The sequence below is a fragment of the Pseudarthrobacter arbutini genome (genome assembly GCF_054510915.1).
Window position 1 is genome coordinate 14,734 of record NZ_JBTNDQ010000020.1, and the last position, 25,509, is coordinate 40,242.

Annotated in this window: 23 protein-coding genes; 12 read left to right on the forward strand and 11 right to left on the reverse strand. The window is 65.5% G+C overall.

What is annotated here, in order from left to right:
* Positions 1 to 35: 35 nt before the first annotated feature.
* From ACX80V_RS19390 to ACX80V_RS19415, 6 genes are all read right to left on the reverse strand, one after another.
* Positions 36 to 941 (reverse strand): ATP-binding cassette domain-containing protein, encoded by a 906-nt coding sequence (locus tag ACX80V_RS19390; RefSeq protein ID WP_485844518.1) that lies wholly within the window; start codon positions 939 to 941, stop codon positions 36 to 38.
* Positions 938 to 2,812 (reverse strand): dipeptide/oligopeptide/nickel ABC transporter permease/ATP-binding protein, encoded by a 1,875-nt coding sequence (locus tag ACX80V_RS19395; RefSeq protein ID WP_485844519.1) that lies wholly within the window; start codon positions 2,810 to 2,812, stop codon positions 938 to 940. The genes ACX80V_RS19390 and ACX80V_RS19395 overlap by 4 nt, the downstream gene beginning before the upstream one ends.
* On the reverse strand, positions 2,809 to 3,750 hold the full coding sequence (locus ACX80V_RS19400; protein ID WP_485844520.1) for an ABC transporter permease: 942 nt from the start codon (positions 3,748 to 3,750) through the stop codon (positions 2,809 to 2,811). The genes ACX80V_RS19395 and ACX80V_RS19400 overlap by 4 nt, the downstream gene beginning before the upstream one ends.
* Before the next feature lie 121 nt (positions 3,751 to 3,871).
* Positions 3,872 to 5,395, reverse strand: a complete 1,524-nt coding sequence (locus ACX80V_RS19405; protein ID WP_485844521.1) for an ABC transporter substrate-binding protein — start codon at positions 5,393 to 5,395, stop codon at positions 3,872 to 3,874.
* 192 nt (positions 5,396 to 5,587) lie between these two features.
* Positions 5,588 to 6,601 carry a Gfo/Idh/MocA family protein gene (locus ACX80V_RS19410; protein WP_485844522.1) on the reverse strand — a complete coding sequence of 338 codons (1,014 nt, stop codon included), beginning with the start codon at positions 6,599 to 6,601 and terminating at the stop codon, positions 5,588 to 5,590.
* Entirely contained in the window at positions 6,598 to 7,458 is an 861-nt protein-coding gene (locus ACX80V_RS19415; protein ID WP_058930208.1) for a sugar phosphate isomerase/epimerase family protein, read from the reverse strand. Before ACX80V_RS19415 ends, ACX80V_RS19410 begins: the two co-directional genes overlap by 4 nt.
* A 222-nt stretch (positions 7,459 to 7,680) precedes the next feature.
* Here ACX80V_RS19415 and ACX80V_RS19420 point away from each other — a divergent pair, with 222 nt between their 5' ends.
* Together ACX80V_RS19420 and nadE are read left to right on the forward strand one after the other, a co-directional pair.
* Positions 7,681 to 8,697 (forward strand): LacI family DNA-binding transcriptional regulator, encoded by a 1,017-nt coding sequence (locus tag ACX80V_RS19420; RefSeq protein WP_485844570.1) that lies wholly within the window; start codon positions 7,681 to 7,683, stop codon positions 8,695 to 8,697.
* Positions 8,698 to 8,812: 115 nt separating this feature from the next.
* Positions 8,813 to 9,634 (forward strand): NAD(+) synthase, encoded by an 822-nt coding sequence (nadE, locus tag ACX80V_RS19425; RefSeq protein WP_485844523.1) that lies wholly within the window; start codon positions 8,813 to 8,815, stop codon positions 9,632 to 9,634.
* Between the two features lie 133 nt (positions 9,635 to 9,767).
* Here the strand turns inward: nadE and ACX80V_RS19430 are convergent, their stop codons facing one another.
* Both ACX80V_RS19430 and ACX80V_RS19435 read right to left on the reverse strand, forming a co-directional pair.
* On the reverse strand, positions 9,768 to 10,673 hold the full coding sequence (locus ACX80V_RS19430; protein ID WP_485844524.1) for an NADP-dependent oxidoreductase: 906 nt from the start codon (positions 10,671 to 10,673) through the stop codon (positions 9,768 to 9,770).
* Between the two features lie 267 nt (positions 10,674 to 10,940).
* The gene (locus tag ACX80V_RS19435) at positions 10,941 to 11,711 is read right to left on the reverse strand and encodes an IclR family transcriptional regulator (RefSeq protein WP_485844525.1); all 771 of its coding nucleotides are present in this window, start codon (positions 11,709 to 11,711) and stop codon (positions 10,941 to 10,943) included.
* Positions 11,712 to 11,910: 199 nt separating this feature from the next.
* On the opposite strand from ACX80V_RS19435, the gene ACX80V_RS19440 reads away from it, so the two are divergent.
* The 5 genes from ACX80V_RS19440 to ACX80V_RS19460 all read left to right on the forward strand — a co-directional run bounded on the left by ACX80V_RS19440 (position 11,911) and on the right by ACX80V_RS19460 (position 18,020).
* A complete protein-coding gene (locus ACX80V_RS19440; RefSeq protein ID WP_485844526.1) occupies positions 11,911 to 12,630 on the forward strand; it encodes a CoA transferase subunit A in 720 nt (239 codons plus the stop codon).
* 92 nt (positions 12,631 to 12,722) lie between these two features.
* Entirely contained in the window at positions 12,723 to 13,397 is a 675-nt protein-coding gene (locus ACX80V_RS19445; RefSeq protein WP_485844527.1) for a CoA transferase subunit B, read from the forward strand.
* Complete coding sequence (locus ACX80V_RS19450) at positions 13,394 to 14,590, forward strand: acetyl-CoA acetyltransferase (protein WP_485844528.1); 1,197 nt, start codon at positions 13,394 to 13,396, stop codon at positions 14,588 to 14,590. The genes ACX80V_RS19445 and ACX80V_RS19450 overlap by 4 nt, the downstream gene beginning before the upstream one ends.
* A 243-nt stretch (positions 14,591 to 14,833) precedes the next feature.
* Positions 14,834 to 16,987 (forward strand): amylo-alpha-1,6-glucosidase, encoded by a 2,154-nt coding sequence (locus ACX80V_RS19455; RefSeq protein WP_485844529.1) that lies wholly within the window; start codon positions 14,834 to 14,836, stop codon positions 16,985 to 16,987.
* A 22-nt stretch (positions 16,988 to 17,009) separates the two neighbouring features.
* Positions 17,010 to 18,020 (forward strand): glycosyltransferase family 4 protein, encoded by a 1,011-nt coding sequence (locus ACX80V_RS19460; RefSeq protein ID WP_485844530.1) that lies wholly within the window; start codon positions 17,010 to 17,012, stop codon positions 18,018 to 18,020.
* 7 nt (positions 18,021 to 18,027) lie between these two features.
* On the opposite strand, the gene ACX80V_RS19465 is transcribed toward ACX80V_RS19460, so the two are convergent.
* Positions 18,028 to 18,774 carry an ankyrin repeat domain-containing protein gene (locus ACX80V_RS19465; RefSeq protein ID WP_485844531.1) on the reverse strand — a complete coding sequence of 249 codons (747 nt, stop codon included), beginning with the start codon at positions 18,772 to 18,774 and terminating at the stop codon, positions 18,028 to 18,030.
* A gap of 10 nt (positions 18,775 to 18,784) precedes the next feature.
* Positions 18,785 to 19,369, reverse strand: coding sequence for a GlcG/HbpS family heme-binding protein (locus ACX80V_RS19470; protein ID WP_485844532.1), 585 nt, complete (start codon positions 19,367 to 19,369; stop codon positions 18,785 to 18,787).
* Positions 19,370 to 19,615: 246 nt separating this feature from the next.
* On the opposite strand from ACX80V_RS19470, the gene ACX80V_RS19475 reads away from it, so the two are divergent.
* From ACX80V_RS19475 to ACX80V_RS19485, 3 genes are all read left to right on the forward strand, one after another.
* Entirely contained in the window at positions 19,616 to 20,878 is a 1,263-nt protein-coding gene (locus ACX80V_RS19475; RefSeq protein WP_485844533.1) for a sensor histidine kinase, read from the forward strand.
* Entirely contained in the window at positions 20,875 to 21,501 is a 627-nt protein-coding gene (locus ACX80V_RS19480; protein WP_485844534.1) for a response regulator, read from the forward strand. Before ACX80V_RS19475 ends, ACX80V_RS19480 begins: the two co-directional genes overlap by 4 nt.
* A 170-nt stretch (positions 21,502 to 21,671) precedes the next feature.
* Positions 21,672 to 21,875, forward strand: a complete 204-nt coding sequence (locus ACX80V_RS19485) for a cold-shock protein (RefSeq protein WP_013599688.1) — start codon at positions 21,672 to 21,674, stop codon at positions 21,873 to 21,875.
* Between the two features lie 78 nt (positions 21,876 to 21,953).
* On the opposite strand, the gene ACX80V_RS19490 is transcribed toward ACX80V_RS19485, so the two are convergent.
* Positions 21,954 to 23,087, reverse strand: coding sequence for an acyl-CoA dehydrogenase family protein (locus tag ACX80V_RS19490; protein WP_485844571.1), 1,134 nt, complete (start codon positions 23,085 to 23,087; stop codon positions 21,954 to 21,956).
* A 163-nt stretch (positions 23,088 to 23,250) separates the two neighbouring features.
* Here ACX80V_RS19490 and ACX80V_RS19495 point away from each other — a divergent pair, with 163 nt between their 5' ends.
* The gene (locus ACX80V_RS19495) at positions 23,251 to 24,978 is read left to right on the forward strand and encodes an AMP-binding protein (protein WP_485844535.1); all 1,728 of its coding nucleotides are present in this window, start codon (positions 23,251 to 23,253) and stop codon (positions 24,976 to 24,978) included.
* Between the two features lie 2 nt (positions 24,979 to 24,980).
* Positions 24,981 to 25,487 carry a MarR family winged helix-turn-helix transcriptional regulator gene (locus ACX80V_RS19500; protein WP_058930221.1) on the forward strand — a complete coding sequence of 169 codons (507 nt, stop codon included), beginning with the start codon at positions 24,981 to 24,983 and terminating at the stop codon, positions 25,485 to 25,487.
* The last annotated feature ends 22 nt before the right edge of the window (positions 25,488 to 25,509 follow it).

The window sequence follows — 25,509 nt, forward strand, 5'->3', positions numbered from 1 at the left end:
ATGGTTTTCGCTGTTGTATAAATCTGGTCCCGGCCTTAGGCGGGGACGCCAGCCTGTTCGGCCTGCATGCGCTGCTCTTCAAGCAGCCGGTGACGGTCGGCGCGGCGCTTCTCCTGGCGGTCCGGGTCCGGCACCGGGGAAGCGAGCAGCAGCCGCTGTGTGTAGGGGTGTTCGGGGTCGCGGGTGACCACGTCTGCCGGCCCCTGCTCCACTATTTCTCCACGGTACATCACGGCTACACGGTGGCTGATGTGGCGGACCACGTCAAGGTCGTGGGAGACAAAAAGGTAGGACACGCCTGTGTCCTTCTGGATCTGCAGGAACAGATCCAGAACACGCGCCTGGGTGGAGAGGTCCAGGGCACTGACCGGCTCATCACAGACGATGAGCTTCGGCGACAGTGCCAGGGCACGGGCGATGGCCACGCGCTGGCGCTGGCCGCCGCTGAACTCCCGCGGGAGACGGTGGATGGCGTCCGACGGCAGCCCTACCTGGTCCAGGAGCTCTTTGACGCGCTTCTTGGCTGCTGCCTGCTCCATGCCCTGCACGCCAAGCGGCTCGGCAAGGATGTCACCAATCTCCAGGGCAGGGTTCAAGGAGGTGTAGGGATCCTGGAAGACCACCTGCATGTCGCGGCTGAGGACGCGGCGCTGCTTCCGGCCGGCGTGGCTGATGTCCTGGCCTTCGAAGGTGATCCTGCCACCGTTTACGGGCGCGAGCCCCAGCACCGCCCGGCCCAGGGTGGTCTTGCCGGAGCCCGACTCCCCCACCAGGCCCAGGGTCTCGCCCTGGCCGATGGTGATGTTGATGTCCGTCAGGGCGCGGAATTTCCGTGCCCGGAACCCTTTGCCGGCGTACTCCACCACCAGGTTGTCCACCCGAAGAAGTTCTTGGCGTGCCGGCGCTGATTCCGCGGCGCGCAAGGCTGCAGTTTCGGTCACAGTACGTTCTCCTTGGCAGTTGATGACGCAGTTGCAGACGAAGCAGCTGACACCAGCATGGTCATGGGTTCCTTGCCTTCCAGCATGGAAGCCAGCAGGGTCTGGGTGTAGCGTTCTTTCGGTTCGCGCAGGATCTCCCGTACGGAGCCTTCCTCCACCAGCCGGCCGTTCTGCATGACCACAACGCGGTCACAGAGGTCAGCCACAACGCCGAAGTTGTGGGTCACCAGAATGACGCCGACGCCGAGCCGCCGCTGGAGGTCGCGGATGAGGTCCAGGACATCGGCCTGGACCGTGACGTCCAGTGCCGTAGTGGGCTCATCGGCAATAATGAGGTCCGGTTCGCAGCTGATCGCGCCGGCGATGAGCACACGCTGGGCCATGCCGCCGGAAACCTCGTGGGGGTAGGCCCCGAAGGTCCGGTCCGGGCTGACGATGCCGACGTCGGACAGCAGCTTCATGGCCCGCGCTGTGGCTTCTGCCTTGGAGATTCCCAGGACCCGCACCATGGGCGTGACCAGCTGGTAGCCGATGGTGAAAGCCGGGTCCAGGTTGCTCATGGGTTCCTGCGGAATGTACGAAATCCGCTTGCCGCGCAGCTTGGACAGCCGGTCCTGGCTGACCTTGTCCTCTCCTGGAGCGACGGTGTAGTTGCCATCGAACTGGATGGCCCCGCCCACGATGCGCGCGGTGTCCGGCAACAAGCCCAGGATGGAGAAGGCAGTCTGGGACTTGCCCGATCCGGATTCGCCCACGATGCCGAGGATTTCGCCGCGGTCAACGTGGAAGGAGACGTCGTCCACCACCTTCTTGATGGATCCGTCGGCCTGGGGGTAGCCGACGCCGAGGTTGGTCACTTTAACGAGGTGGTGTTCAGTCCCAGCCTCGACGGCGGCAATGGTCTTGCGTGCTGACTTGGCGGCGCTGGCTGCGGCAGCATCTTCCGCTTGATGTGCTTTCTGCCTGCGGTGCTTGATCTTTTCGCCGTCTTCCAGGGCGTCGCGGATGGCGTTGCCCAAGAGGACCAGGGCACCGATGGTCAGCGCCATGGCAAGTGCGGGCCAGAAGAGCAGAGTCGGGGTGAGGTAGACGTTTTTGAAACCTTCGCTGAGCATCACACCCCAAGTGGCCTTGGCCGGATCGCCCAGACCCAGGAACTCAAGTCCGGACTGGATGGCGATGGCGACGCCCGCGATCGCTGCCGTCTGGATGATGATAGGCGCGCGGACCACGGAGAAGATGTGACGGGTGATGATGCTGAGGTCTGACAGGCCGGAGACCCGCGCGGCATCAACGTAGAGCTCGTTGCGGACCGACTGCACCGCTGACCGTGTCAGGCGGAAGTAGGAAGGGCTGATCAGGACGCCGAACGCGATCATGGCAATCCATACCGACGGACCGAACGCGGCCCGGATGGTGAGGAGGACGATCAGGCCCGGGAGGCTCATCAGGATACTGACAATCCAGTTGGAGACAGCTTCAAACTTGCCGGCGTAGTAGCCGGCCACGAGGCCGGCGGGCAGGCCGATCGCGATGGCAACGGCGGCGCAAAGGAGCGCGGAGCTGAGGGTCAGCTGCGCCCCGAAAAGCAGCCGGCTCCAGACATCACGGCCGGAGCTGTCAGTGCCCAGGATGTTGACTGCGTCCGGGGCGGCGAGGGTCTTGGAGATGTTGGCGAAGTTCTCGTCGAACGGGGCCAGGACATCGGCGAACACAGCCATGACGGCCATAGCCAGGAGGATAACAATGGCGACGACGCCCATGGGATTCTTGAACAGGCGCTTGAGGACTGTTGACCGGACGACAGTTCCGGTCTGGCCTGACGTCCCAGGGGCGGGCGTCAGTGCTGAGGTTTCGACGGACTCGGTCACGAGGCACGCACCTTCGGGTTAAGCCAGCCGTTGAGCAGGTCAACGATGAGGTTGACCACAATGACGACGGCGACGGTGTACATAACAACGCCCATGACTACCGGCTGGTCACTCTGGCTGGTGGCGGCTACGGCCAGCGGCCCCATGCCGGGAAGGGCAAAGATCTGCTCGATGATGACCACGCCGCCCAGCATGCCGATCAACTGGAGGCTGAGCACGGTCAGTCCAGCCGGAGCTGCGCTGCGCAGGACGTGCTTGAACAGGACCTCGCGCTCACCGATGCCGCGGCTGCGCAGGGTGCGGACGTAATCGCGTTCGAGCTGCTTGATGACGGCGCTGCGGATCTGCTGGGCACCGCCGGTGACGCCGTTGATCAGCAGGGCGATCACCGGAAGGGTCAAGGACAGCACCCAGGCATCCGCGCCGACACCGGGCGAAATGGTACTGGTGGCGGGGAACAGGTTCATCTGGATAGCAAGGATGGTCACCAGGATGATGCCGATGACAAAGCCGGGGACGGAATCGCCGATGATGGCACCGATCTGGACCACGCGGTCCACCCAGCCGCGCTTTACTGCTGCCGCGACGCCGATGAGGGTGGCGATGACGGAGATCAGGAGCATGGCTGCAATCACCATGGTCATGGTCACCGGAATGCGCGTGGCAAGGGCGTTGGAGACGGGTTCAGAGGTGAACCAGGATGTGCCCAGATCCCCCTGCAGGGCGCCCGTGAGCCAGCTGAAGTAGCGCGTGATGATGGGCTGGTCGAGCCCCAACTCCGCTTCCTTCACGGCCAGCTGATCCGGCGTTGCCTGGTCGCCCAGGATGTTCCGTGCAATGCTGCCGCTCGATACGTAGAGCAGGGAAAAAACGAGGATCGAGACGGCGAACAGGACTACGAGTCCGCTGCCGAGGCGTTTAAGGATGAAAGTGATCATGGCTGGCTCCATTGAACTGGCATGGATTGGTTGGCCCGATCCGGCAGCCCACCGTTGGTGATGGGCTGCCGGACCTGCGCAGGTTTATTGTGTGGCTACGTACCCGGTACTTCCTGGCGGGTTACTTTGCGGGCGAGTAGTTGTAGATCGACGGAACGGCCTGCTGGACCTGCGGTTCCACGGCGATCTTGGAGTTGTGGTAATACATCTGGTTCACGCGGAACATCGGGGCGAACCAGGCCTGCTCCACAACGTACTTGTTGACTTCCTGGGCCAGCTTGCCAGCGTCTTTGCCGCCCTTCTCGACTGCATCGATCTTGGCCTGCAGCTCGGGAGTGGTGTTCTTGAACGGGTTGTAGAGGGCCTTCGTGGAGATTATCTGGTTGGTGGCAACCCACGGCTCACCCTGGAAGAGGGAGAAGAACATGGTGGTGAACTTCTGGGCGGCGACATCACTGGTGAACGTGTTGGTGATGGCGGCACCAATGTTCACGGTGATTCCAACGTCCGCCAGCTGCTGCTTGATCACTGCCAGCTGGGTTTCCCAGCCCGGAACCGACGGGATGTCGAGGACGACGCCGGTCTCGTAGCCGGCTTCCTTCAGGAGAGCCTTGGCCTTGGCCGGCTCGTAGCTGTAGTAGTTCTCCAGCTCTTCGGTCCATGCACCGCTGGCCTTGCCGAACGGCTGCGACGTGGGGGTGCCCTGGCCCATCAGGACCTGGTCCAGGATGGTCTTGCGGTCAAAGGCGTAGTTGATTGCCTGGCGGACCTTGACGTTCCCAAGCGCGGGGTTCTTGGTACCGTCCCGGTCCATCAGCAGGAGACCCTGCCAGTCCACCTCAGTGGCAACCAGGTTCATCTTGGCGCCTTCAGCCTGCTTGCCGGTCTTGGGGTCCAGCAGCGTCGCGTCCACCTGGCCCGAAACGAGGGCGTTGGTGCGGGCCGTCAGGTCAATCAGAATCTTGAAGGTGACCTTCTCGAACTTCTGGAGGTCCTTGTTCCAGTAGTCCTTGCGGGCGGTGAACACCGACTGCGAGTCCTTCACTGTGGCGGCCTTGTCCATGACATACGGGCCGCTGCCCACGGGCTCGGTCTTGATGGCGTCGGTGCCCAGCGCCTTGGGGCTGCCCATCAGGCCGGCGGCCTGGCTGAGGTAGAACTCCAGGGACGGGTCCGGCGCGGAAAGGTTGAGTTCGATGGTGTCGGCGTCGACCACTGCGACATCGGAAACGGCGGTCAGCTGGGCCATCTGCGGGCCGTTGGCCTTCTTGAAGTGGTCCATGTTGGCCTTGGCCGCCTCGGCGTCGAACCTTGCACCGTCACTGAAGGTCACGTCCGTGCGGAGGTCAACGGTGAGCTTGGTGTTGGTCTCGTTGTACTTCCACGCGGTGGCCAGCATGGGGCTGAGCTTGCCGTCCGGTTCCCGCAGGATCAGGGAGTCGTACGCTGCCTGGTAAGGCTGGAGATAGTGACCGACGTGGGCCTGCGCCGGGTCCCAGGAGCGGAGTTCCTGAACGGCACCCAGTGTCAGCGAGGCTGTTTTGGCCGTACCGCTGCCTGCGGTGGCGCCGCCGCCGCAGGCAGTCAGCGCCAGTCCTGCGCTGACGAGAATGGCGGCAGCTGCCGCCTTGGGACCTAACTTCATTGTTGGCTCCTGAATCTGTAAAACGTGGGAGTTGCGAATAAGGCCGGTGTGGCGTGGGCCACACCGGCCTTCGAGATTCAGAGTACGCATAATTGCCAACTTTGGCAACCGATTGTCAATATTGTTGCAATCTTAGCGAAAATGGCCGCGAATGAAACGTTCTAAGGGCTTCAACCGGTTGCCATAAGGCGGTCAGGAAACTTTCGCCGCCGCGTCCGGGTAGCTCTGCCGGTAAATTTCCTTGACGATCCTCAGCGATTTTTCCGCTTCCTCAGGGTCGATCCAGAACGGACCCTCGTCACCGAGCCGGGCGTAGAAGTCGCTGATGAGCAACTCATGCGAGACCCCCCAATAGGCGCGCCCACCGGACTCCACCACACGCTCGGGAACCACTTCAACGCGGCCGTCCGCATAGGTGACCGTCAGGTCCCCGCGAAGACTGAGCGTCGCTTTTTCCGTGACGATGTCCAACGTAACCGGCGCGTTGACGGCGTTGGCCAGCGTGGCATAAAAGGCGCTGCGCGCACCGTTGGCGTGCTCGGCAACGAACTCCGCAGTGTCCTCCACCTCGATGGTTTCGCCCAGGAACCGGGTGGCCGCGTTGCCGGACAACGAAACGACGTCGCCCACCAGCCACTGCAGCAGGTCAACGGTGTGGATGGCCTGGTTCATCATGAGCCCGCCGCCGCCACCGTCCCAGGTACCCCGCCACGGCCGGCTGCGGTAGTAGTCGGCGTCACGGTGCCACAGCACCGTGGCTGAAGCCCCCGTTACAGCACCCAGCTCACCGGAGGAAAGCAGGGCATGCATGGCCTGGGAGGTGGCGTTGTAGCGGTTCTGAAAGCAGACCGCGATCTTGGCGGTGGACGCTTTCGCGGTCTCCACCAGCCTGTGGCCCTCCTCGAGCGTGTGCGCGAGCGGCTTTTCCACAATCACATTCACGCCGCGCTCAAGGCAGCCCGCCGCGATCGAGGCGTGCATGTTGTGCGGCGTCGTAATGTGCACAACATCCGGTCCGATGGCCTCAATCATGCTGAGGTGATCGGGGAATCCCGGGACGCCATAGGCGGCCACGGCTGCCGCGAGGCGGCCGGGATCTGAGTCACAGACCCCAGCCAGCCGCCCGCCGTCGAGCTTTGCGATTGCCTCAAAGTGGACTGCCGACACATCACCGCAGCCAATAACTGCGGCCTTGAGGCCGGTCACGAAAGTTCGATTCCGTTCTTGGCAGCAAGGACCGCGAAGGCGCGCGCGGCCATGCCGAAGGCAACCGGACCGGAGAAGCCGCCCAGTTTGTGGTGGCTGGCGAGGTGGGGTTCGAGTGAGGCAAAGCCTGCGTAACCGTCCGCCTTCAGGGCAGCAATGGTGGCGTCCAGTTCGCCGTCGCCGTGGCCGGAAGGCACAACCTCACCCGTGGCCATGATGGCGTCCTTGACCTGGAGGTATTCGAGGTAGGGGCGGAGCAAGGCGTAGCCATCGGTGTAGGGGCGGACGCCAACCTGGACGAAGTTGGCGTTGTCCCAGGCAATCCGCAGTGCGGGAGAGTCCACGGACTGCATGATGTCCAGGACGCGCTGCGGCGTATCGCCGTAGATGTCCTTTTCGTTCTCGTGCAGGAGTACGACGCCGGCGGTTTCGGCTTCAGCGGCCAGTGCCCGCATGCGCGTCAGGACGTCGTCGCGGATTTCCTCCGGCGTCTGGGCTTCGCTCCGGAAGAAGGAGAAGATCCGGATGTATTTGGTGTCCAAGCCCTTGGCCACGGAGATGATCTGGCGAAGGCGCTCCACCTCGTGCTCCACGGGCAGACTGATGTCCACCTTGCCGATGGGGCTGGCCACGGCTGAGACCTTCAGGCCCTTGGCGTCCAGGAGTTCCTTGAGATCGGCAACCTGCTCAGGCGTCATTTCTGAGACGTTGACACCCCAGGCGCTGCGTACTTCGATGTAGTTTGCGCCGAGCGCCAGCAGGACAGCAGCCTGGATGGCAGGGTCCGTATCCACCTCGTCGCCGAATCCTGAGAGCGTCCAGACGGTGCTTGCTGCTTGGGTTGATGTTTCGGTCACGGGAATCTCCTTAGGTACGCCCGCGACGGGACAGCCTAGTGCCGCTCCGGCGCGCGGGTGACTCAGTTCACAAAAAAGTGCTGCCCTAAGTCTAGACACGTCAACTGTCAATGACAACCGATTGCCAAATGATTGCAGGCTGTGGCAATCTAGGAGCTACAGGGCTGTGGCAACCGTCACAAGCCCCCTGTCATCCCGTTCAGTGAGGAGCGCGCCATGGCGATGCAAGCAGCCGGAACAGACCGCCCTGCCACCATCCACGACATCGCCGCGATCTGCGGGGTGGCCGCATCCACCGTGTCCCGTGCACTTTCCACTCCGGACCGGGTCAACATCCGGACCCGTGCCCGCATCGAAGCGGCGGCCGCCGAGCTGAATTACACGCCGAACAGCCAGGCGAAGGCCCTGAGCTCCGGCCGCACCGGCGCCGTCGGCGTCCTGGTGCCTGACATCACCAATCCGTTCTATTTTGACCTCATCCGTGGCACACAGCTGCAGCTCAAGGCCGCCGGCTACACCCAGCTGCTCGTGGACACGGAAGAGTCCGACGAGGTAGAGGCCTCCACCGTGGAGCAGCTGCGCAAGAGCGCTGACGGAATCATCGTCGCTGCGTCCAGGCTCAGCGATGAGGCGCTGCTGGCCGCAGCCGCCAAGATTCCCATGGTGACCATCAACCGCGACGTACCCGGCGTTCCCGCCGTCGTGATTGACACGCCGTCCGCCACCAGCCAGGCATTGGACCACCTGATTTCCCTCGGCCACACCCGCATCGCCTACATGGCCGGTCCACTCACGTCCCAATCCAGCACACTTCGATGGAATGCCTTGGCGGCCGCCGCCGAGGACCGCGGCGTGGATGTGCGCAGGCTGGGCCCGTTCGCCCCTAAGACGCAATCAGGTGCCGCCGCAGCAGACGCGGCCGTCCACTCCGGTGTCACCGCCTGTATTGCCTTCAACGACCTCATCGCGATCGGTATGCTCCAGCGGCTGCGCGAACGCGGCATCCGGGTCCCGGAGGACATGAGCGTTGTGGGCTGCGACGACATCTTCGGCGCGGACTTCTGCAATCCCCCGCTGACCACCATGGCTTCCCCGATCGAACAGGCCGGCCGCGTGGCCGTATCCATGCTCCTGGCCCAGCTCAACCCGTTGGCAGGCGGTGGCAGCCGTAGCCGCTCCCTGATGCCTACGCATCTCACCGTCCGCGGTTCAACCGGAGCGGCACCGGCAGCGCTGTAGCTCCGGGGCCCCAAGTGTCCGTTCGCGCTGGGCTGTGAGTGGTTCGGTTGGACATGTGCCTGGTTCGGGCGGACACAGTTGAGCGTTGTTGACAGCGCTGACTAGGCTGGATCACATGCGCGAACTCCAGGCCACCATCATCGAAGAAATGGGCGTGCAGCCCCGGATCGACCCCCTCGGGGAGGTGCGCAAGCGGGTGGATTTCCTGAAGGATTACCTCCGGGCAACCCACACCAAGGGCTTTGTCCTAGGGATCTCGGGCGGGCTGGACTCCTCCCTCGCCGGCAGACTGGCCCAGCTGGCCGTGGAGGAGCTTGAGGCCGAAGGCGTGGAGGCCAACTTCGTGGCGGTCCGCCTTCCGTACGGCGTCCAGCACGACGAGGACGACGCCCAGGCCGCCCTGGACTTCATCCAGGCCAAGACGGAATGGACCTTCAACATCTCGGCCGCCGTGGATGGCTTCGAGGACGAATTCGAGAAGACGGTGGGGAACGGCATCTCCGATTTCCACAAGGGAAACACCAAGGCACGCACGCGAATGATCGCGCAGTACGCCCTGGCCGGCGAGCACAACTACCTGGTGATCGGCACCGACCACGGCGCAGAGTCCGTCACCGGGTTCTTCACGAAATTCGGCGACGGCGGCGCGGACATCCTGCCCCTGTTCGGCCTCAACAAACGCCAGAACCGCGAACTGCTGGCCGAACTGGGCGCCCCTGCCCGTGTCTGGGAAAAAGTACCCACCGCCGACCTCCTGGACGGCAGGCCCGGACGCACCGACGAGGACGAACTGGGAATCACGTACGACCAGATCGATGATTACCTCGAAGGCCGGGAGATCCCCGAAGCGGCGGCCGAGCTGATCGAAGAGAAGTACCTCCGCACACGCCACAAGCGCACCGTGCCGGTCACCATCTTCGATACGTGGTGGAAATAGGCTGAGCCGACGCACGCCCGGTCGGACTGTCAGCCGAACCGGGGCCCTTTGAACCCTGCCTGGACCGATCCCGCCTGAAATGCCGGCGTGCCCGTGTCAAAGTGCCCCACAACGGCCCTCGCGGCGCCTCGAGTTACGGGATGAGCACGAGCTTGCCCCGGACGTGTCCCGCCCGGCTGAGGCCCAGCGCCCGGGCCGCCTCGGTGAGGGGGATCCGCTCCTGGATGTCGAAACGAAGTTTCCCGTTGGCAGCAAGACGGGCCGCTTCCGTCGCCCGTCCGTCAAGCAACCGGACGGGGGCAATTCCTGCAGCGTTGGACTCTTTGCCGGGCACGGTGGTTACCGCGTTGCCGTGACCACCCAGAAGCTCGACCGTGGCCGCCGTCGTCTCTTCCCCGCCAAAGGTGTCCACGACAGCGGTGATGCTGCCCAGGGAGCGGACGCGCTCCACGAGGCCTTCGCCGTAGGCCACAGGTTCGGCTCCGAGCCCGCGCAGGTAGTCATGATTCTGCTCCGAGGCGGTACCAATGACGCGGGCGCCGAGGTCCCGGGCGATCTGGACGGATGCCGAGCCCACACCGCCCGCCGCGCCGTGGATGAGGACGGTGTCCCCCACTCCGATGCCCAGCTGGACCAGGGCCGAATACGCCGCACCGCCCGCTATCGCCATGCAGGCCGCCTGCTCAAAATCGATGCCGGCCGGCTTCCGTGTCAGCTGGGCGGCCGGAAGGTTGGCCACGGCGCGGTAGCCTCCGGCGATGCCGTTCCAGATGACCTCGTCGCCCACATCGAACCCGGTCACGTCGGGGCCGACGGCGGTCACTGTCCCCGCAGCCTCACAGCCAGGAACGGCGGGGAGCTGCAACGGGAAGTAGGGTTCCAGGTAGCCCGCCACGACATTCCAGTCCATCGGGTTGACGGCGATGGCACGGACGCCAACCTGCACCTCGCCAAGACCCGGGGATGACTGCTCTTCTTCGCCCGCGGTGACGACGTCCGGGCTACCAAAATGGTCGAAAGTCATTCTGATGCTTTTCATGAGGCTGCGCTCCTTAGGCTCGACGCGATTGCGGCCTATGCTGCCAGCATCTTGCACATCGGATGTGTTCGCAAGCGCCTGCAGTTAGGTGAACTTGTCAGAGGTAGTCCGGGCCGAACCGGGGCACTTTGAGCCGCGGTTGGCGCGTATCGGCCTCTATTTGCCGGCGTGTCCGTGTCAAACTGCCCCGCGAGGGCGCGCGCCCAGTCGAGGCATCGGGGAAACTCAGCGGCGACGGCCGTGATTCAGCCGGCGCCAGAGAAGAAATCAGCGGCTGCTCAGTGTGGAGCTCATCCGGTGGGCTTCCTCCATCAGCAGTTTGCCGAGGAACTCCTGGCGTTCCGGCCGGAACCGGGGTTCGATGCCGGTGAGTGACAGCGCGCCCACCGGCCTGCCCAGCTGGTCGAACACGGCCGCCCCCATTCCCCAACTGCCTTCCAGCACCAGGCCGGGATTCACTGCGAATCCATGCAGCCGGGTCCGTTCCAGGTTCCTGCGCACCACGTCCATACTGTGACCTGCCGCGAAACTGCCGGCGTGCTGGTCCCAGCCGGACAGGATGGCTTCCTGTTCCTCATCCGGGAGGAACGCCATGATGGCCGTCCCGGCCGAGGCCACACCCAGTGGAAAGCGGACTCCCTCGTGCAGCACGAAGGAGCGTACCGGGAAGCTGCCCTCTTCCCGCAGCACGCAGACCGTCTCCTGGCCCCTGCGGATGGAATAGAACGCGCTCTCGCCGGTCTCCTCCGCCAGCCGGCGCAGGCTTGGCCGCGCCAGATCCTCAAACGGGAAGCGGGCCGCCGCCACTGATCCCAGCAGGAAAATCTCAGGGCCCAGGATCCAGTTTCCGCTGCGGGCATCGTGGTCCAGTAGGCCCTCCGCGGCAAGGGAGGCCAGGAGCCGGTGGACGGTGGGGCGGGTCAGCCCTGACTCCCGGACCAGCCCGGCAATCGAGCTGCCCTCCGGCTTCCGGCCTACCAGACGCAGCAGTGACGCCACGCGGCCCACCACCTGAGCCCCTTGGACTGGATTCTTCATTCGGATCACCAACTCTCAAGAAATTCTCCACAATGTGGACACCTCAAAGCTTAGCGTCCACGCTGTGAAATATCTGCCTTGCGGGCAGGATTACGCCGTTGACCAACTTCCTTGAACACCTTAGGCTCCTTCTTCAGGCCCTATGTCCACAAAGTGGATAACCCGAATGGCTCTGCACGCTCGATGAAGAGGAGACGGAATGTCCAAACTGAAATCCAACGCCGCCGCGGCCCTGGCGGAAGTGCTCCAGGACGGCATGACGCTCGCCGTCGGCGGATTCGGCCTGAGCGGCATCCCGGCGGACCTCATCGAGGCCGTGCGGGACTCCGGTGTGCGCGGCCTGACCGTGGTGTCGAACAACATGGGCGTGGACGAGAAAGGCCTGGGCGTGCTGATCGAAGCCGGCCAGGTCCGCAAGGTGATCGCATCGTATGTGGGCGAGAACAAACTCTTCGCCGAGCAGTACCTCGCGGGCCTGCTTGAGGTGGAGTTCACTCCGCAGGGCACCCTGGTCGAGCGCCTCCGCGCCGGCGGCGCCGGCATTCCCGCCTTCTACACCAAGACCGGTGTGGGAACGCTGGTGGCCGAAGGCAAACCGCTCGCAGAGTTCGACGGCGAAACGTACGTCCAGGAGCGCGCCATCCGCGCCGACGTCGCACTGGTCCACGCACACACCGCCGACACGGACGGGAACCTGATCTACCGCTACACGGCCCGGAACTTCAACCCCGTAGTGGCCACCGCCGGCCTGGTGACCATCGCCGAAGCCGAAGTCATCGTGGAGCCGGGCGCACTTGATCCGAACCACGTCATCACCCCGGGCGTGTACGTCCAGCACCTGGTCCAGGCGAGCGGCCGGGTGAAGGACATCGAACAGCGCACCGTCCGCCCACGAGAAGCGGCAGCAGTCCCCGCCTGAACAACTGTGCCCGCCTGACCGCGCCCGCCCCACCCCGCAGCGCGAACGAACACTTAAGCCCCCACAAAACTTTGAACCCCAAGGAGAACCCCATGGCCTGGACCAGGGATGAAATGACTGCCATCGCGGCCGAGGAACTGAACGACGGCGACTACGTGAACCTGGGCATCGGCATCCCCACGCTGGTGGCCAACAACCTGCCCGACGGCGTCCGCGTGGTCCTGCAGAGCGAAAACGGCCTGCTGGGCATGGGCCCGTTCCCCTATGACGGCGAGGAAGACGCGGACCTCATCAACGCCGGCAAGCAGACCGTCACGGTCCTGCCCGGCGGCAGCATCTTCGACTCCGCCACATCGTTCGGCATGATCCGCGGCGGCCACGTCAAGGTGGCCATCCTGGGCGCCATGCAGGTCTCCGGCAACGGCGACCTCGCCAACTGGACCATTCCCGGCAAAATGGTCAAAGGCATGGGCGGCGCCATGGACCTCGTCGCCGGCACGCCGCGCGTGGTGGTCCTGACCGAGCACAACGCCAAGGACGGCACGGCCAAGATCGTCACCGAGTGCACCCTGCCGCTCACCGGCCTGCGTTGCGTGGACCGGATCATCAGCGATCTCGCGGTTTTCGACCTCAAAAAAGCGGACGACGACGGCGGGCGGCAGCTCACGCTGACCCGCCTTGCGCCGGGGGTCACAGTGGAGGAAATTCGCGAAAAGACCGAAGCCGCATTCGACGTCCAGCTTGAAACCGCGGGAGTGGCAGCATGAGCCTCAAGGAACAGTTCGGCAAGGATGTCCTGCTCACCGGCTGGGGCCACAGCCGGTTCGGCAAGCTCACAGACGAAACCCTTGAGTCCCTGATCGTCCAGGTGGCCACCGAGGCAATCAGCAACGCCGGGATCGAGCCCGGCCAGATCGATGAGATCTATCTGGGCCAGTTCAACTCCGGCATGATGCCGCTGGCGTTCCCGTCCTCGCTGGCATTGCAGGGCTCGGACCAGCTGGCCAACGTCGCCGCCACGCGTGTGGAGAACGCCTGCGCCTCCGGGTCGGCCGCGTTCCAGCAGGGAACCAAGTCGCTGCTGGCCGGGACGGCGAAGACCGTGCTGGTGATCGGCGCCGAGAAGATGACGCACGCAAGCGCCGACGTCGTCGGGGCTGCCCTGCTGGGCGCCGACTACGACATGGCCGGCCAGACGTCCACCACCGGCTTTACGGGCCTGTTCGCGGACGTCGCCAAGCACTACGAAAAGCGCTACGGTCGCGGCGACGGACAGCTGGGCGACGTGCTGGGCTCCATCGCGGCCAAGAACCACCGCAACGGCGTCGACAACCCCTATGCCCAGCTTCGCAAGGACCTCGGCGAGGAGTTCTGCCGCACCGTCTCGGACAAGAACCCCATGGTGGCCGATCCGCTGCGCCGCACCGACTGCTCCCCCGTGTCCGACGGCGCCGCTGCCGTTGTGCTCAGGACGTCACCAACCGGCGGGGCCACCGCGCCGGTGCGGCTCGCCGGCTTCGGCCAGGCGAACGACTTCTTCCCGGCCGAACGCCGGGATCCAACGGCTTTCGCCGCCACGCGCATGTCCTGGCAGCGTGCGCTGGGGATGGCCGGCGTCGGGCTTGAAGACCTGGACTTCGCTGAGGTCCACGACTGCTTCACCATCGCCGAGCTGCTGATGTACGAGGCCATGGGCCTGACCGAACCGGGCCAGGGCGCCCGCGCTGTGCAGGAAGGCTGGGTCTTCAAGGACGGGAAGCTGCCCATCAACGTCTCCGGCGGGCTCAAGGCCAAAGGCCACCCCGTCGGCGCCACCGGCGTATCCCAGCACGTCATCGCCGCCATGCAGCTCACCGGGACCGCCGGCGACATGCAACTCGCCAACCCTCGCCGCGCCGCCGTCCAGAACATGGGCGGCGTGGGCATCGCCAACTACGTCAGCGTCCTCGAAGCGGTCTAGGGATCCGTGGTGGGTTCCGCACCTAGCGTCCACAGAACCACAAGCGTAGGGTCATAGAAGCATCGTGCTCCGGGTGGAGGTCCGCCATGATGGATTCGTTGCCCACCGGGCTCCGCCGGAGGCCGATGGGACGAAGATCCCACGTGAACGATCCGCGGCGGCAGCCCTTCTGATCTACCCGCGGGGTCCGCAGGAACGGGCCCCGTAGCGTTGCTTACCGGATGAGCATCAAAGGAGCCAGGGATGGCTGGATGGAATGTTGACACCGCGGCTGGCCCCCTGGGGGCCACGGTGACACTTGTGGATGGCTCGAACTTCTGCATTTCCGGCCTGGCCGGCGACATGTACTCCGACCGCCCCCATGGTGTGTTCCATGAGGACACCCGCATCGTCTCCCGCTGGAGACTGACGGTCAATGATGTGACTTTGGAGCCGCTGGCCGCCCGTGCCGTCGAACCGTACCGGGCCGTCTTCATCGGCCGTCCGGCCCGGGCAGCCGGCCAAGCGGACAGCCCGTTGATCGTGGAACGAAACCGCGAGGTGGGCGCGGGCATCCTGGAGGAGATCACCGTCCGGAACCATTCCCGCGAGCCTGCCGTGTGCGTGGTGGAACTGGCGATGGACGCGGACTTCGCGGACCTCTTTGAGGTGAAGGACGCCCGGATCATCCGCCACTGGGACCAGTCCCGGCACCCGGAAGGCGACTCGCTGACCATCAAGGGCGTCTGGCGGGGAATTCACAAGGGGGTTGTCCTGCATGCTCCCGACGCGACTTTCAGCCACGAAGGCCTGGGCTACCGCACCGTGGTGCCGCCGCACGGCCAGTGGCGCACAAGGGTGACGGTGTCGCCGCTACTGGATGCAGCCGAAACGCCCGCGCCCTTCCAGCGCCAGGCTACCGGAACCTCGCCTGCGGAACTACGGCGCCAGGAGTGGGTCCGGAAGATCCCCGCGATGCACGTCAGCAACGTGTCGATTGCCCGCACCCTGCAGCGCAGCCATGATGACATCGGCGCCCTCCAGATCGAGGACCCGCTGCATCCGGACCGGACCGTCGTCGCGGCGGGTGCTCCATGGTTCATGGCCCTCTTCGGCCGCGATTCGCTGCTCTCGTCCTATATGGCGCTGCCGGTGGACCCGTCGCTGGCCCTGGACACCTTGCAGACGCTGGCCGAAAGGCAGGGCAACGCGGTGGACGCGCTGACCGAAGAGCAGCCCGGCCGGATCCTCCATGAGGTCCGGCTGGGCGTCAGCACGGGCCTGGCACTGGGCGGCAAGTCCGCCTACTACGGCACGGCCGATGCCACGCCGTTGTTCGTCACGCTGCTCGGCGAAGTCAGCCGCTGGGGCCTCGCCGCGGACCAGGTGGCCGGGCTGCTGCCAAACGCGGACAGGGCGCTGGACTGGATCAGGGATTACGGCGACCGCGACGGCGACGGCTTTGTGGAGTATCAGCGGCTTAACGACCAGGGGCTGATCAACCAGGGATGGAAGGATTCCTGGGACGGCGTAAATTTCGCGGACGGCCGCATGGCAGAACCGCCCATTGCCCTCTGCGAAGTGCAGGGTTACGTGTACGGCGCCTACATTGCCCGGGCGTGGATGGCGTACGACGCCGGGGACCTGGCCTTGGCGCGGGAGTTGCGGGAACGCGCGGCGCGGCTTAAGAAGCAGTTCAACGAACAGTTCTGGCTGCCGGCCAGAGGCTACTACGCCATCGCACTGGACCGGGACAAGAGACCTGTGGATGCCTGCGCCTCCAACATGGGGCACTGCCTGTGGAACGGGATAATCGACGCCGACAAGGCGCCCCTGGTGGCGGCCCGGCTCATGTCGCCTGAAATGTTCAGCGGCTGGGGGATCCGCACCCTGGCCACGGATATGGGCGCCTACAACCCTGCGAGCTACCACAACGGATCCGTGTGGCCGCATGACAACGCGATGATTGCTACGGGCCTGATGAGGTACGGATTTGTGGACGAGGCCCGGCGGGTTGCCCTCGGGCTTATTGAGGCGGCGGATTTCACCGACCACCGCTTGCCTGAATTGTTCTGCGGATTTGACCGCGCTGATTTCCCGGAACCGGTGCCTTACCCGACAGCTTGCTCGCCCCAGGCCTGGGCGGCCACCACCCCCGTGCATCTGCTGCGCACACTGCTGCGGTATGACCCCCACGTCTCCATGAACGGCATGTGGATGGACCCGGTGCTGCCGGAGTCCTGGGGCCGGGTCCACATCACCAACTGCCCCATAGGTGACGGCCGGATCACCATCGACGTGACCGGCAGCCAGGCCACGATCGACGGGCTCCCGCCGGGCATGACGTTCCACCGCGGGACACGTCCCCCCCTTGCCGATCTGGTTGAGCTCGCCGAGAAGCTGGACAAGACAGGCTAAACCCCGAGCAGGAGCGCGCATCTTGCGGATAGGACTGATAGCTCCGCCATGGCTCCCCGTCCCGCCCCTAGGCTACGGCGGAACGGAGGCGGTCATCCACGCGCTGGCCACCACGCTGGCGGCGGCCGGGCACAGCGTGGTGCTGGCGGCCGCGGCGGACAGCACCTGCCCGGTCGAACTGCTGGACGGCTTCGCCCCGGCGGAGCGTGCCGCCATGGGCAGCACAAGCTCAGAGTTGCCGCACGTCATCAGGGCCTACGCCGGACTGGACGACGTCGATATTATCCATGACCACACCCTGGCGGGACCGTTGTACCGACACCGCCCACCGGGGATTCCAGTGGTCAGCACCATTCATTCGGACATGACGCCGGCGCTGTGCCGGGTATATGAAGCCTTCAGCCGGGACGTGTCACTGGTGGCCATCTCGCAGCACCAGGCCGACAGCGCCCCCGACCTCAAAATACGCCGGGTCATCCACCACGGCATCGATCCCGCCACTGTTCCACCCGGTGCCGGAGCCGGCGGCTACGCGTGTTTTCTGGGCCGAATGGCGCCGTGCAAAGGCATCGCTGAGGCGATAGCGGTGGCCCGAAGAGCGGGCATGCAGCTCAAGATCGCCGCAAAAATGAGCGACCCGGCTGAAGTGGATTATTTCCGCTCCGTGATCGCACCCTTGCTCGGGCCTGATGAAGAGTTCCTCGGAGAACTGGACGCCGACGGAAAGTTCGCCCTGCTGGGCAATGCGGTCGCGCTGCTCAACCCCGTACAGTGGGACGAACCCTTTGGAATGGTCATGATCGAGGCGCTGGCCACCGGCACCCCCGTTGTGGCCACTCCGCGGGGCTCCGCACCGGAAATCATCGAGCACGGAGTCACCGGTTTCCTAGCCGCAGGTACCGATGCACTGGCCAGCTGCCTGCAGCGTGCGTCCGGCCTGGACAGGCATGGCTGCCGGTCCGCCGTCGAAACCCGATTCAGCGCGGAGGCGATGTCGCGGAAATACGTGGAGTTGTTCGAGGACGTGCTTTAGCCCTGGGTCAGCGGGCACGGATCAGGGCAGCGATCTCGCCGAAGCCCAGCCGCTCCGCATTCTCCAGGGCCGTCCGTCCTTGGGGATCGCGGATGTTCGGGTCCCCACCGGCGTCGAGCAGCTGGCGCACCACGTCCTGCTGCCTGGGCCCGCCGTTGTTGAGCAGGATGGCCTCCTGCACGGCGGTCCAGCCCAGGTTGTTCACATGGTCCACGGGCACGCCGGCGGCCAGGAGGATGCGGACCGTCTCCACGTGGCCGTGTTCGCTGGCCGGAATCAGCGCCGTCCCGCCGTACCTGTTGGTGCTGGCAACGTCCGCGCCGGCCGCCAGCGTCAGCCGGAGAACCTCGTTGAATCCCTCGGCCCCGGCATAGAGGAATGCGGAGTCCTGGATGGCGTCCTTGGCGTTGACGTTGCCGCCGCGGCCGATGAGTTCGCTCACCAGCGCCACGTTGTTGGCCTTCGCGGCGGCGATCAGTTCCTGGTCGAGCCGGGCCTGGGCTTCAGCCGATAGGACTGGTGGCGTGGTGGCGGCCGTTGCGGTGGAAGCAGGCGGGGACGTACCCGGCGAAGCTGACGGTCCGGACGGGGGCTGGCTGCCCGGGCTGACCAGGCCGGACGACGGCGGTGACTCCAGCCGCTGCGGCTCGCCGGGACCCGTCTGGCAGGCGGCCAGGCAAACTGATACACCGCCCGCCAGAAAGAGAATTCCCGCCGCCCTGCGTGCCCGGCTCCAGGTCCTGAACCGCCTCATGGAGCCGAGCCTACTTGCCTGAGCCGGCAGCTGCAGCGGCGATGGCCTCGGCGCCGGCGGTGGCGCAGGCTTCGTCCAGGTTGCCGTCGGGGGCACCGCCCACGCCGATGCCTGCCACGGACACCCCATTGACCTTGAGCGGGACGCCCCCGGGCAGGAACAGGGTGCCGGGGAGGTCCGCGATGCTGGGCCCGTTGCCGTTGACGCGCTTGGCCAGCTCGCTCGTCGGTGCGCCGAAAGCGGCCGCGGTGTAGGCCTTCTGCTGGGCTGCTTCGATCGTGTGCTCGGCGGCGTTGTCCCCGCGCAGGAGCGCCTGGACGGTGCCGAACCTGTCCACCAGGGCCACCGTGACGAACGGCAGCTTGTCAGCCTGGCATTTCGCAAGGGCTGCCCGGACCGCATCGGCCGAGGCACCCGCGGTGATGCGGTTCTGCGCCACCACGGTCTCCAGCGCCTGCGGGATATCGACGGCGGGTACCGCGGCGGGAGCGGCCGCCTGGCTGGTCCCGGCGTTGGCTGCAGCGGTCAGCCCTCCCGTCAGCAGCAAGGCTCCTGCGGCAGCAGCGGCGGCGGCAATCTTGTTGGACTTCTTCACGGTGTTTCTCCTTGGGTTGATGGACGCACGTTGCTGGACGCCCGTTGATGGACTCACGTTGGCTGAATCCATTGGAACGGGCATCGGCTCCATCCATCCTGTCCGGCCCCGCCGGAACAAACATCGGGCCTTTGGCTGCGCCCCGCTCCCCCGGATGGCCAGCAGCATCAGCCAAAAGGCGGAGAGACCAGCAACGGCGCGGGCAATAGCATGGGATAGGAACGCCCCTGACCTGAACCGGACCCCATGCCCTCCCCAGCCACTCCCCGTAAAACCCTGACCGACGGATCTTCGCTGACCACCGGACGCGCCCAGCCTCGTGGACCGGCCGCCTCCCCTGGCCGGTTCGGCCGGATCGACACCGCCGTCCACCTTGGCTTCGCGGTCCTGCTCGTGGCTTCGGCCGTCCGCTATGCCATGCGGCACAGCCTGCAGGACAACCTGCTGGTCCTCGGCCTGGCTGGAACGGTGTGCGCGCTCTACGCCGTCATCGCCGTACTGGCCCGGCAGAGACGCCCATGGGCGGTCTGGATGCTCGTGTTTGTGGCCGTCTGGGCAGCACTGGTCATCGCCGCACCCAGCTTCGCCTGGTGTTCCTTTGCGATCCTCTTCCTGTGCCGGACGGCCTTTACGGGCGCCGTGGGCTATGTGGCGGCAAGCGCGACGGCGGCCGCCACCGCCGTCGGGCTGTTCCGGCTCAGCGACGGGACAGACCTCGCGATGCTGCTGGGGCCACTCGCCGTCGGCGTGATGCTTACGCTGATCTATGACCGGATCGAGCACGACGCCGCGGAGCAGCGCCGTCTCCATGCGGAGGTATCGCTGGCACACGGGCAGCTGGCGGCCAGCGAGCGCCTGGCCGGCACCATCGCCGAACGCGAGCGCGTATCGCGAGAGATCCACGACACCGTGACGCAGGGCCTCGCCAGCAGCCTGCTGCTCCTGGAGGCCGCTGACCGTTCGTGGCCAGGCCAGGCATCGCGCCAGGAGCTCAACCAGGCTACGGAACTGCTGCGCCGGAATCTCACCGAGACGCGCAATCTGGTCCACGAGCTCGCCTCCCCGGGCCTCGACGCATCGCCGCTTCCCGAAGCCCTGCACCAGGCAGCCGCCCAGTACGTCCCGCACGCCCGGCTCCTGGTCACCGGCGAACCGAGGGACGTCCCGGCGGAAGTCCGGCACACCCTGCTGCGGGTGGTCCAGAGCGCGGCCGCGAACATCCAGCAGCACGCAAACGCCGCCACCACAACCTTGACGCTGGGATTCCTTCCCGGCTCGGTCACCCTTGACATCTACGACGACGGGACGGGCTTTGACCCGTCTGCGGCAGCACCGCCGTCGGACGCCGGAGGCTACGGGCTGCGGGCCATGCGCCAGCGGGTTGAGCAGCTGGGCGGGGTATTCTCGGTGGAAAGTTCCCCCGGCGAAGGGACCATCGTGGCCGCACAAGTGCCGGCCCGGGTGCAGTCAGCGCCACCTGGCCAGCAGATGACACCGGAGGGCGCATGACTACCATCACTGTCCTCCTGGTGGACGACCACCTAGTGGTCCGGAGCGGACTCAAGGCACTGCTGGGTACGCAGCCTGACTTTGACGTGGTGGCCGAGGCCGCCTCCGGCGAGGAAGCGCTGGGGCTGGTGGAACACCACTCCCCTGACGTCGTGGTGATGGACCTGGCCATGGGCGCCGGAATGGACGGGATCGAGGCCATGAGGCAGCTGCGGCAGCGCAACAGCCGGCAGGCCATCCTGGTGTTCACCACATACGATTCCGACGCGGACATCGTCCGGGCGGTCGACGCCGGCGCCATGGGCTACCTCCTCAAGGACGCCGCCCCGGACGAAATCTTCGCCGCCATCCGCGGTGCCGTGCAAGGGAAGAGCGTCATGAGCGCCCCCGTGGCCTCCCGGCTCTTCCAGCAGCTGCGCAATCCCGACGAGGTCCTGACGCCCCGGGAGGCGGAGCTGCTGAGCCTCCTGACCGAGGGGCTCAGCAACCGGGAACTGGGCCAGCGGCTCTTCATCTCCGAGGCCACCGTCAAGACCCATCTGGCGCATATCTACGCCAAGCTCGGGGTGGAGACCCGCGCCGCGGCGATCGCCACGGCCATCCGCCGGGAGGGCATGCGCTAGCCCGCAGCGGTCAATTCCCGTGTACCACTTCTGTAACAGCGGTGACACTTGATGACTGCAGCTATTGCACGCCCACCGCGTAGCCCCTAGGTTTGAGACAGCGGACTACAGACTCCGCGTCTGCCTGCCGTCCGAGCAGGACCAGAAAAGGGTTACAAAGGAAGTTAGCAATGGCAACAGGCACAGTTAAATGGTTCAACGCTGAAAAGGGCTTTGGTTTCATCGCTCCGGACGACGGATCCGCCGATGTTTTCGCGCACTATTCCGCAATCGCCAGCAGCGGCTACCGCTCGCTGGATGAGAACCAGAAAGTCGAATTCGATGTGACCCAGGGTCCCAAGGGCCCGCAGGCAGAGAATATTCGCCCGCTCTAAGGTTCTGATCAACTGCCCTGACCGTGCTGCAAAGCATGGCCAGGGCAGTTTTTTCTTAAGTTCTTGTCCCGTGAATTGCTAGACGAAGGCCGATTTTCCGGTAACGGCCCGGCCAACAATCAGCGAATTGATTTCGTAGCTGCCCTCATAGGTATAGAGGATTTCGGCATCACCAAACAGCTTGCCCATTTCAAAGTCCGAGCTGATCCCGTTGCCGCCCAGCAGCGACCGTCCCATCGCCACCGACGCGCGGGCCAGCCGGGTGCACGTGGACTTTGCCATGGCCGCCTGCGCCATCTCCAGCTTGCCGTCCGTCTGGATCCGGGCGAGCTGGGCCATCAACGCCAGTGACGCGGAGGCGTTGCCCAGCATCTCCGCCAGTTGCTGCTGGACCAGCTGGAAGCATGCCAGTTCCTTGCCGAACTGCCTGCGTTCCAGGGAGTAGGAACGGGCGACGTCGAACGCGGCCAGCTGGATCCCGGCACCTTGCCAGCCAACCCAGGCGCGCGAATCCCGCAGGAGGTCGTTGGCTTTGGAGAAGTCCGTGGCGCCCGGCAGCATGTTGGACGCCGGAATCCTGACGTTGTCCAGCACGATGTCCGCGTTCTGCATGATCCGCAGGCCGATCTTGTTGGCAATCTTGGTTGCCCGGTAGCCAGTGCGGTCCGTCTCCACAATGAAGCCCTTGATGTGCCCGTCCGCAGCGTCGCGCGCCCACACCAGGGCAAAGTCCGCGATAGTCCCGGAGCCGATCCAGCGCTTCGCGCCGTTGATCACCCACTCGCCGCCCTCCAGCCGCGCGGATGTTTCCAGCCCGCCGGCGATATCCGAGCCGTGCTCCGGTTCGGTCAGGGCAAAAGCTCCCAGCTGGGTAAAGTTCTTCAGGCCAGGCAGCCACCGCTGCTTCTGTTCCTCGGAACCGAGGGCGTCGATCATCCCCACGATCAGTTCGTTGTGGATCCCCACGAGTGCCGACAGCGAAACGTCCGCCCTGGCCACTTCGACGTACATCAGGCCCTTGAAGAGCTTGGACGTGCCGTCCGTCTGCAAGGTGCCAAGCCCGTGCTTGCCCATTTCCGCCAGCAGCCCGAACGGGAATTCCTCGCGGTTCCAGTAGTCAATGGAGGCCTGCCGCACCGTGGACTGCAGGAACGCCCGGACCTCCAGGTAGCGCTCGCGCTCCGCTGCGGGCAGGAGGTCCACGATGTGCATCAGGTCTGCCTCTGGAAAGGGCGGGGCTTCGGTCACAACACGCTCACGTCCTTGTGGCTGCACGCTTCATATCCCTTCGGTCTTCCAAACCCTTGGATGTCCTAGTATATTGCACAGGGATGGATTCTTAGTGATGCGCATCACTGGACGAAAGGTGTCCCCCATGTCAGTCACCGATGACTTCCGCGAGGCACGCGACCGCCTGCTGACCCTGCATTCCGACTACCACCAGGCCAGGCGCGAGTTCGTGTGGCCGCGCTTCACGGAATTCAACTTTGCCCTCGACTGGTTCGATCAGATCGCCGCCGATCCTGAGAAGGCCGACAATCCGGCCCTGGTCATCGTGGAGCAGGACGGATCGGCCACGCGCCGGAGTTTCGCGGACCTGGCCGCCCGTTCCAACCAGGTGGCCAACTGGCTGAGAAGCCAGGGCATGCGCCGCGGGGACCGCATGATCGTTATGCTGGGCAACCAGGTGGAGCTCTGGGAGCTGATGCTGGCCGGCATCAAGCTGGGCATTGTCCTGATCCCCACCACCACCCTGATGGGTCCGGAGGACCTGGCCGAACGCGTGGAGCGCGGCGAGGCGGGCTGGGCCGCCGTCGGACGTTCCAACATCGGTAAGTTTGCCGGCGTCCCCGGCGATTACCGCCTCATCGAAATCGGCGCCGGCGGCGGTTCAGCCGGCACCCCCGGTGCCCTCCAGTACACGGATTCGACGACGGCGGCAGTCACCTTCACAGCCGACGCCCCCACCCACGCGGACGAGACGCTGCTGCTGTATTTCACCTCCGGAACCACGTCGAAGGCCAAGCTGGTGGAGCACACCCATACGTCATACCCGGTGGGGCACCTCTCCACGATGTACTGGATCGGCCTGGAACCCGGCGACGTGCACCTGAACGTGGCATCGCCGGGCTGGGGCAAACACGCGTGGTCCAATTTCTTCGCCCCGTGGATCGCGGAGGCGTGCGTTTTCGTCTACAACTATGAACGGTTCGACGCCCGTGCCCTGATGGGGCAGATGGACCGCGAGCACGTCACCAGCTTCTGCGCCCCGCCCACGGTCTGGCGGATGCTCATCCAGGCGGACCTGAAAGTGCTGAAGACCCCGCCCACCAAGGTGGTCTCCGCGGGCGAACCGCTGAACGCCGAAGTGATCGAGCAGGTCCAGCGTGCGTGGGGCCAGACCATCAGGGACGGCTTCGGCCAGACCGAAACCACCGTCCAGGTGGCCAACACGCCCAGCCAGCCGGTCACCATCGGCGCCATGGGGCGGCCGCTTCCCGGCTACGACGTTGTGCTGGTGGATCCGAACACGGGGGAAGAAGCCGAAGACGGCGAGCTGTGCCTCCGCCTGGACCCCCGGCCGGTGGGGCTGATGAAGGGCTACTACGGGGACGCGGAACGGACCGCCGAGGCGTTCCGCGGCGGCTATTACCACACGGGCGACATGGCCAGCCGGGACAAACACGGTGTCATCACCTACGTGGGCCGCGACGACGACGTCTTCAAATCCTCCGACTACCGGCTCTCGCCGTTCGAACTGGAGAGCGTGCTGCTGGAACACCCCGCCGTGGCCGAGGCGGCTGTGGTTCCGTCGCCGGATGCGGTCAAGCTTTCCGTCCCTAAGGCCTATGTTGTGCTGGTGTCCGGACTGGAGCCGGGGCCGGAGCTGGCCGAGGACATCCTGCGGTACTGCCGCGAACACCTGGCGCCGTTCAAACGGATCCGGCGGCTGGAATTCGCGGCGCTGCCCAAGACCATCTCGGGCAAAATCCGCCGTGTTGAGCTGCGGCACAATGAGGAGCTCCGGCATGGCGGGGGCACCCATCCCGACGGCTTCGGCGTGGAGTACTCCGAGGCGGATTTCCCGGGGTTGAAGGGCTGAGGATGGCTGTGCCACTGCCCCGGGACCCCATCGCGGACGCCCAACGGAACTGGGAAGAGCACGGCTGGGCCGACGTCGCCGCTCCCATGGCCGCGATCACCGCGATCATGCGCACCCAGCAGATCCTGCTGGCCCGGATCGAGGGCGCCCTGAAGCCGTTCGGGCTGACCTTCGCCCGCTACGAACTGCTCGCGCTCCTCAGCTTCGCCCGCAGCGGCGCGCTGCCCATGAACAAGGCGAGCGCCCTGCTCCAGGTCCATCCCACCTCGGTGACGAACGCCGTCGACCGTTTGGAAGGCTCGGGACTGGTGGCACGTTCGCCGCACCCTACGGACGGCCGCACCACCCTGATCGAGCTCACCGCGGAGGGGCGGATCGTTGCCAAACGGGCGACGGCGGTGCTCAACACCGAGGTTTTTGGCCAGTCAGGTTTCGACGCGGCCGATGTGGACCAGCTGATCCGCATCCTGGGCACGTTCCGCCGGAATGCCGGGGACTTTGCGGACTAGGGGCGCGTTCCTTAGCGCTTGG

Coding starts and splice junctions, on each gene's coding strand:
- ACX80V_RS19400 (WP_485844520.1), bottom strand. CDS start 3,750: ATGATCACTTTCATCCTTAAACGCCTCGGCAGCGGACTCGTAGTCCTG.
- ACX80V_RS19405 (WP_485844521.1), bottom strand. CDS start 5,395: ATGAAGTTAGGTCCCAAGGCGGCAGCTGCCGCCATTCTCGTCAGCGCA.
- ACX80V_RS19420 (WP_485844570.1), top strand. CDS start 7,681: ATGCAAGCAGCCGGAACAGACCGCCCTGCCACCATCCACGACATCGCC.
- nadE (WP_485844523.1), top strand. CDS start 8,813: ATGCGCGAACTCCAGGCCACCATCATCGAAGAAATGGGCGTGCAGCCC.
- ACX80V_RS19430 (WP_485844524.1), bottom strand. CDS start 10,673: ATGAAAAGCATCAGAATGACTTTCGACCATTTTGGTAGCCCGGACGTC.
- ACX80V_RS19435 (WP_485844525.1), bottom strand. CDS start 11,711: ATGAAGAATCCAGTCCAAGGGGCTCAGGTGGTGGGCCGCGTGGCGTCA.
- ACX80V_RS19440 (WP_485844526.1), top strand. CDS start 11,911: ATGTCCAAACTGAAATCCAACGCCGCCGCGGCCCTGGCGGAAGTGCTC.
- ACX80V_RS19445 (WP_485844527.1), top strand. CDS start 12,723: ATGGCCTGGACCAGGGATGAAATGACTGCCATCGCGGCCGAGGAACTG.
- ACX80V_RS19450 (WP_485844528.1), top strand. CDS start 13,394: ATGAGCCTCAAGGAACAGTTCGGCAAGGATGTCCTGCTCACCGGCTGG.
- ACX80V_RS19455 (WP_485844529.1), top strand. CDS start 14,834: ATGGCTGGATGGAATGTTGACACCGCGGCTGGCCCCCTGGGGGCCACG.
- ACX80V_RS19465 (WP_485844531.1), bottom strand. CDS start 18,774: ATGAGGCGGTTCAGGACCTGGAGCCGGGCACGCAGGGCGGCGGGAATT.
- ACX80V_RS19475 (WP_485844533.1), top strand. CDS start 19,616: ATGCCCTCCCCAGCCACTCCCCGTAAAACCCTGACCGACGGATCTTCG.
- ACX80V_RS19480 (WP_485844534.1), top strand. CDS start 20,875: ATGACTACCATCACTGTCCTCCTGGTGGACGACCACCTAGTGGTCCGG.
- ACX80V_RS19485 (WP_013599688.1), top strand. CDS start 21,672: ATGGCAACAGGCACAGTTAAATGGTTCAACGCTGAAAAGGGCTTTGGT.
- ACX80V_RS19490 (WP_485844571.1), bottom strand. CDS start 23,087: ATGCACATCGTGGACCTCCTGCCCGCAGCGGAGCGCGAGCGCTACCTG.
- ACX80V_RS19495 (WP_485844535.1), top strand. CDS start 23,251: ATGTCAGTCACCGATGACTTCCGCGAGGCACGCGACCGCCTGCTGACC.
- ACX80V_RS19500 (WP_058930221.1), top strand. CDS start 24,981: ATGGCTGTGCCACTGCCCCGGGACCCCATCGCGGACGCCCAACGGAAC.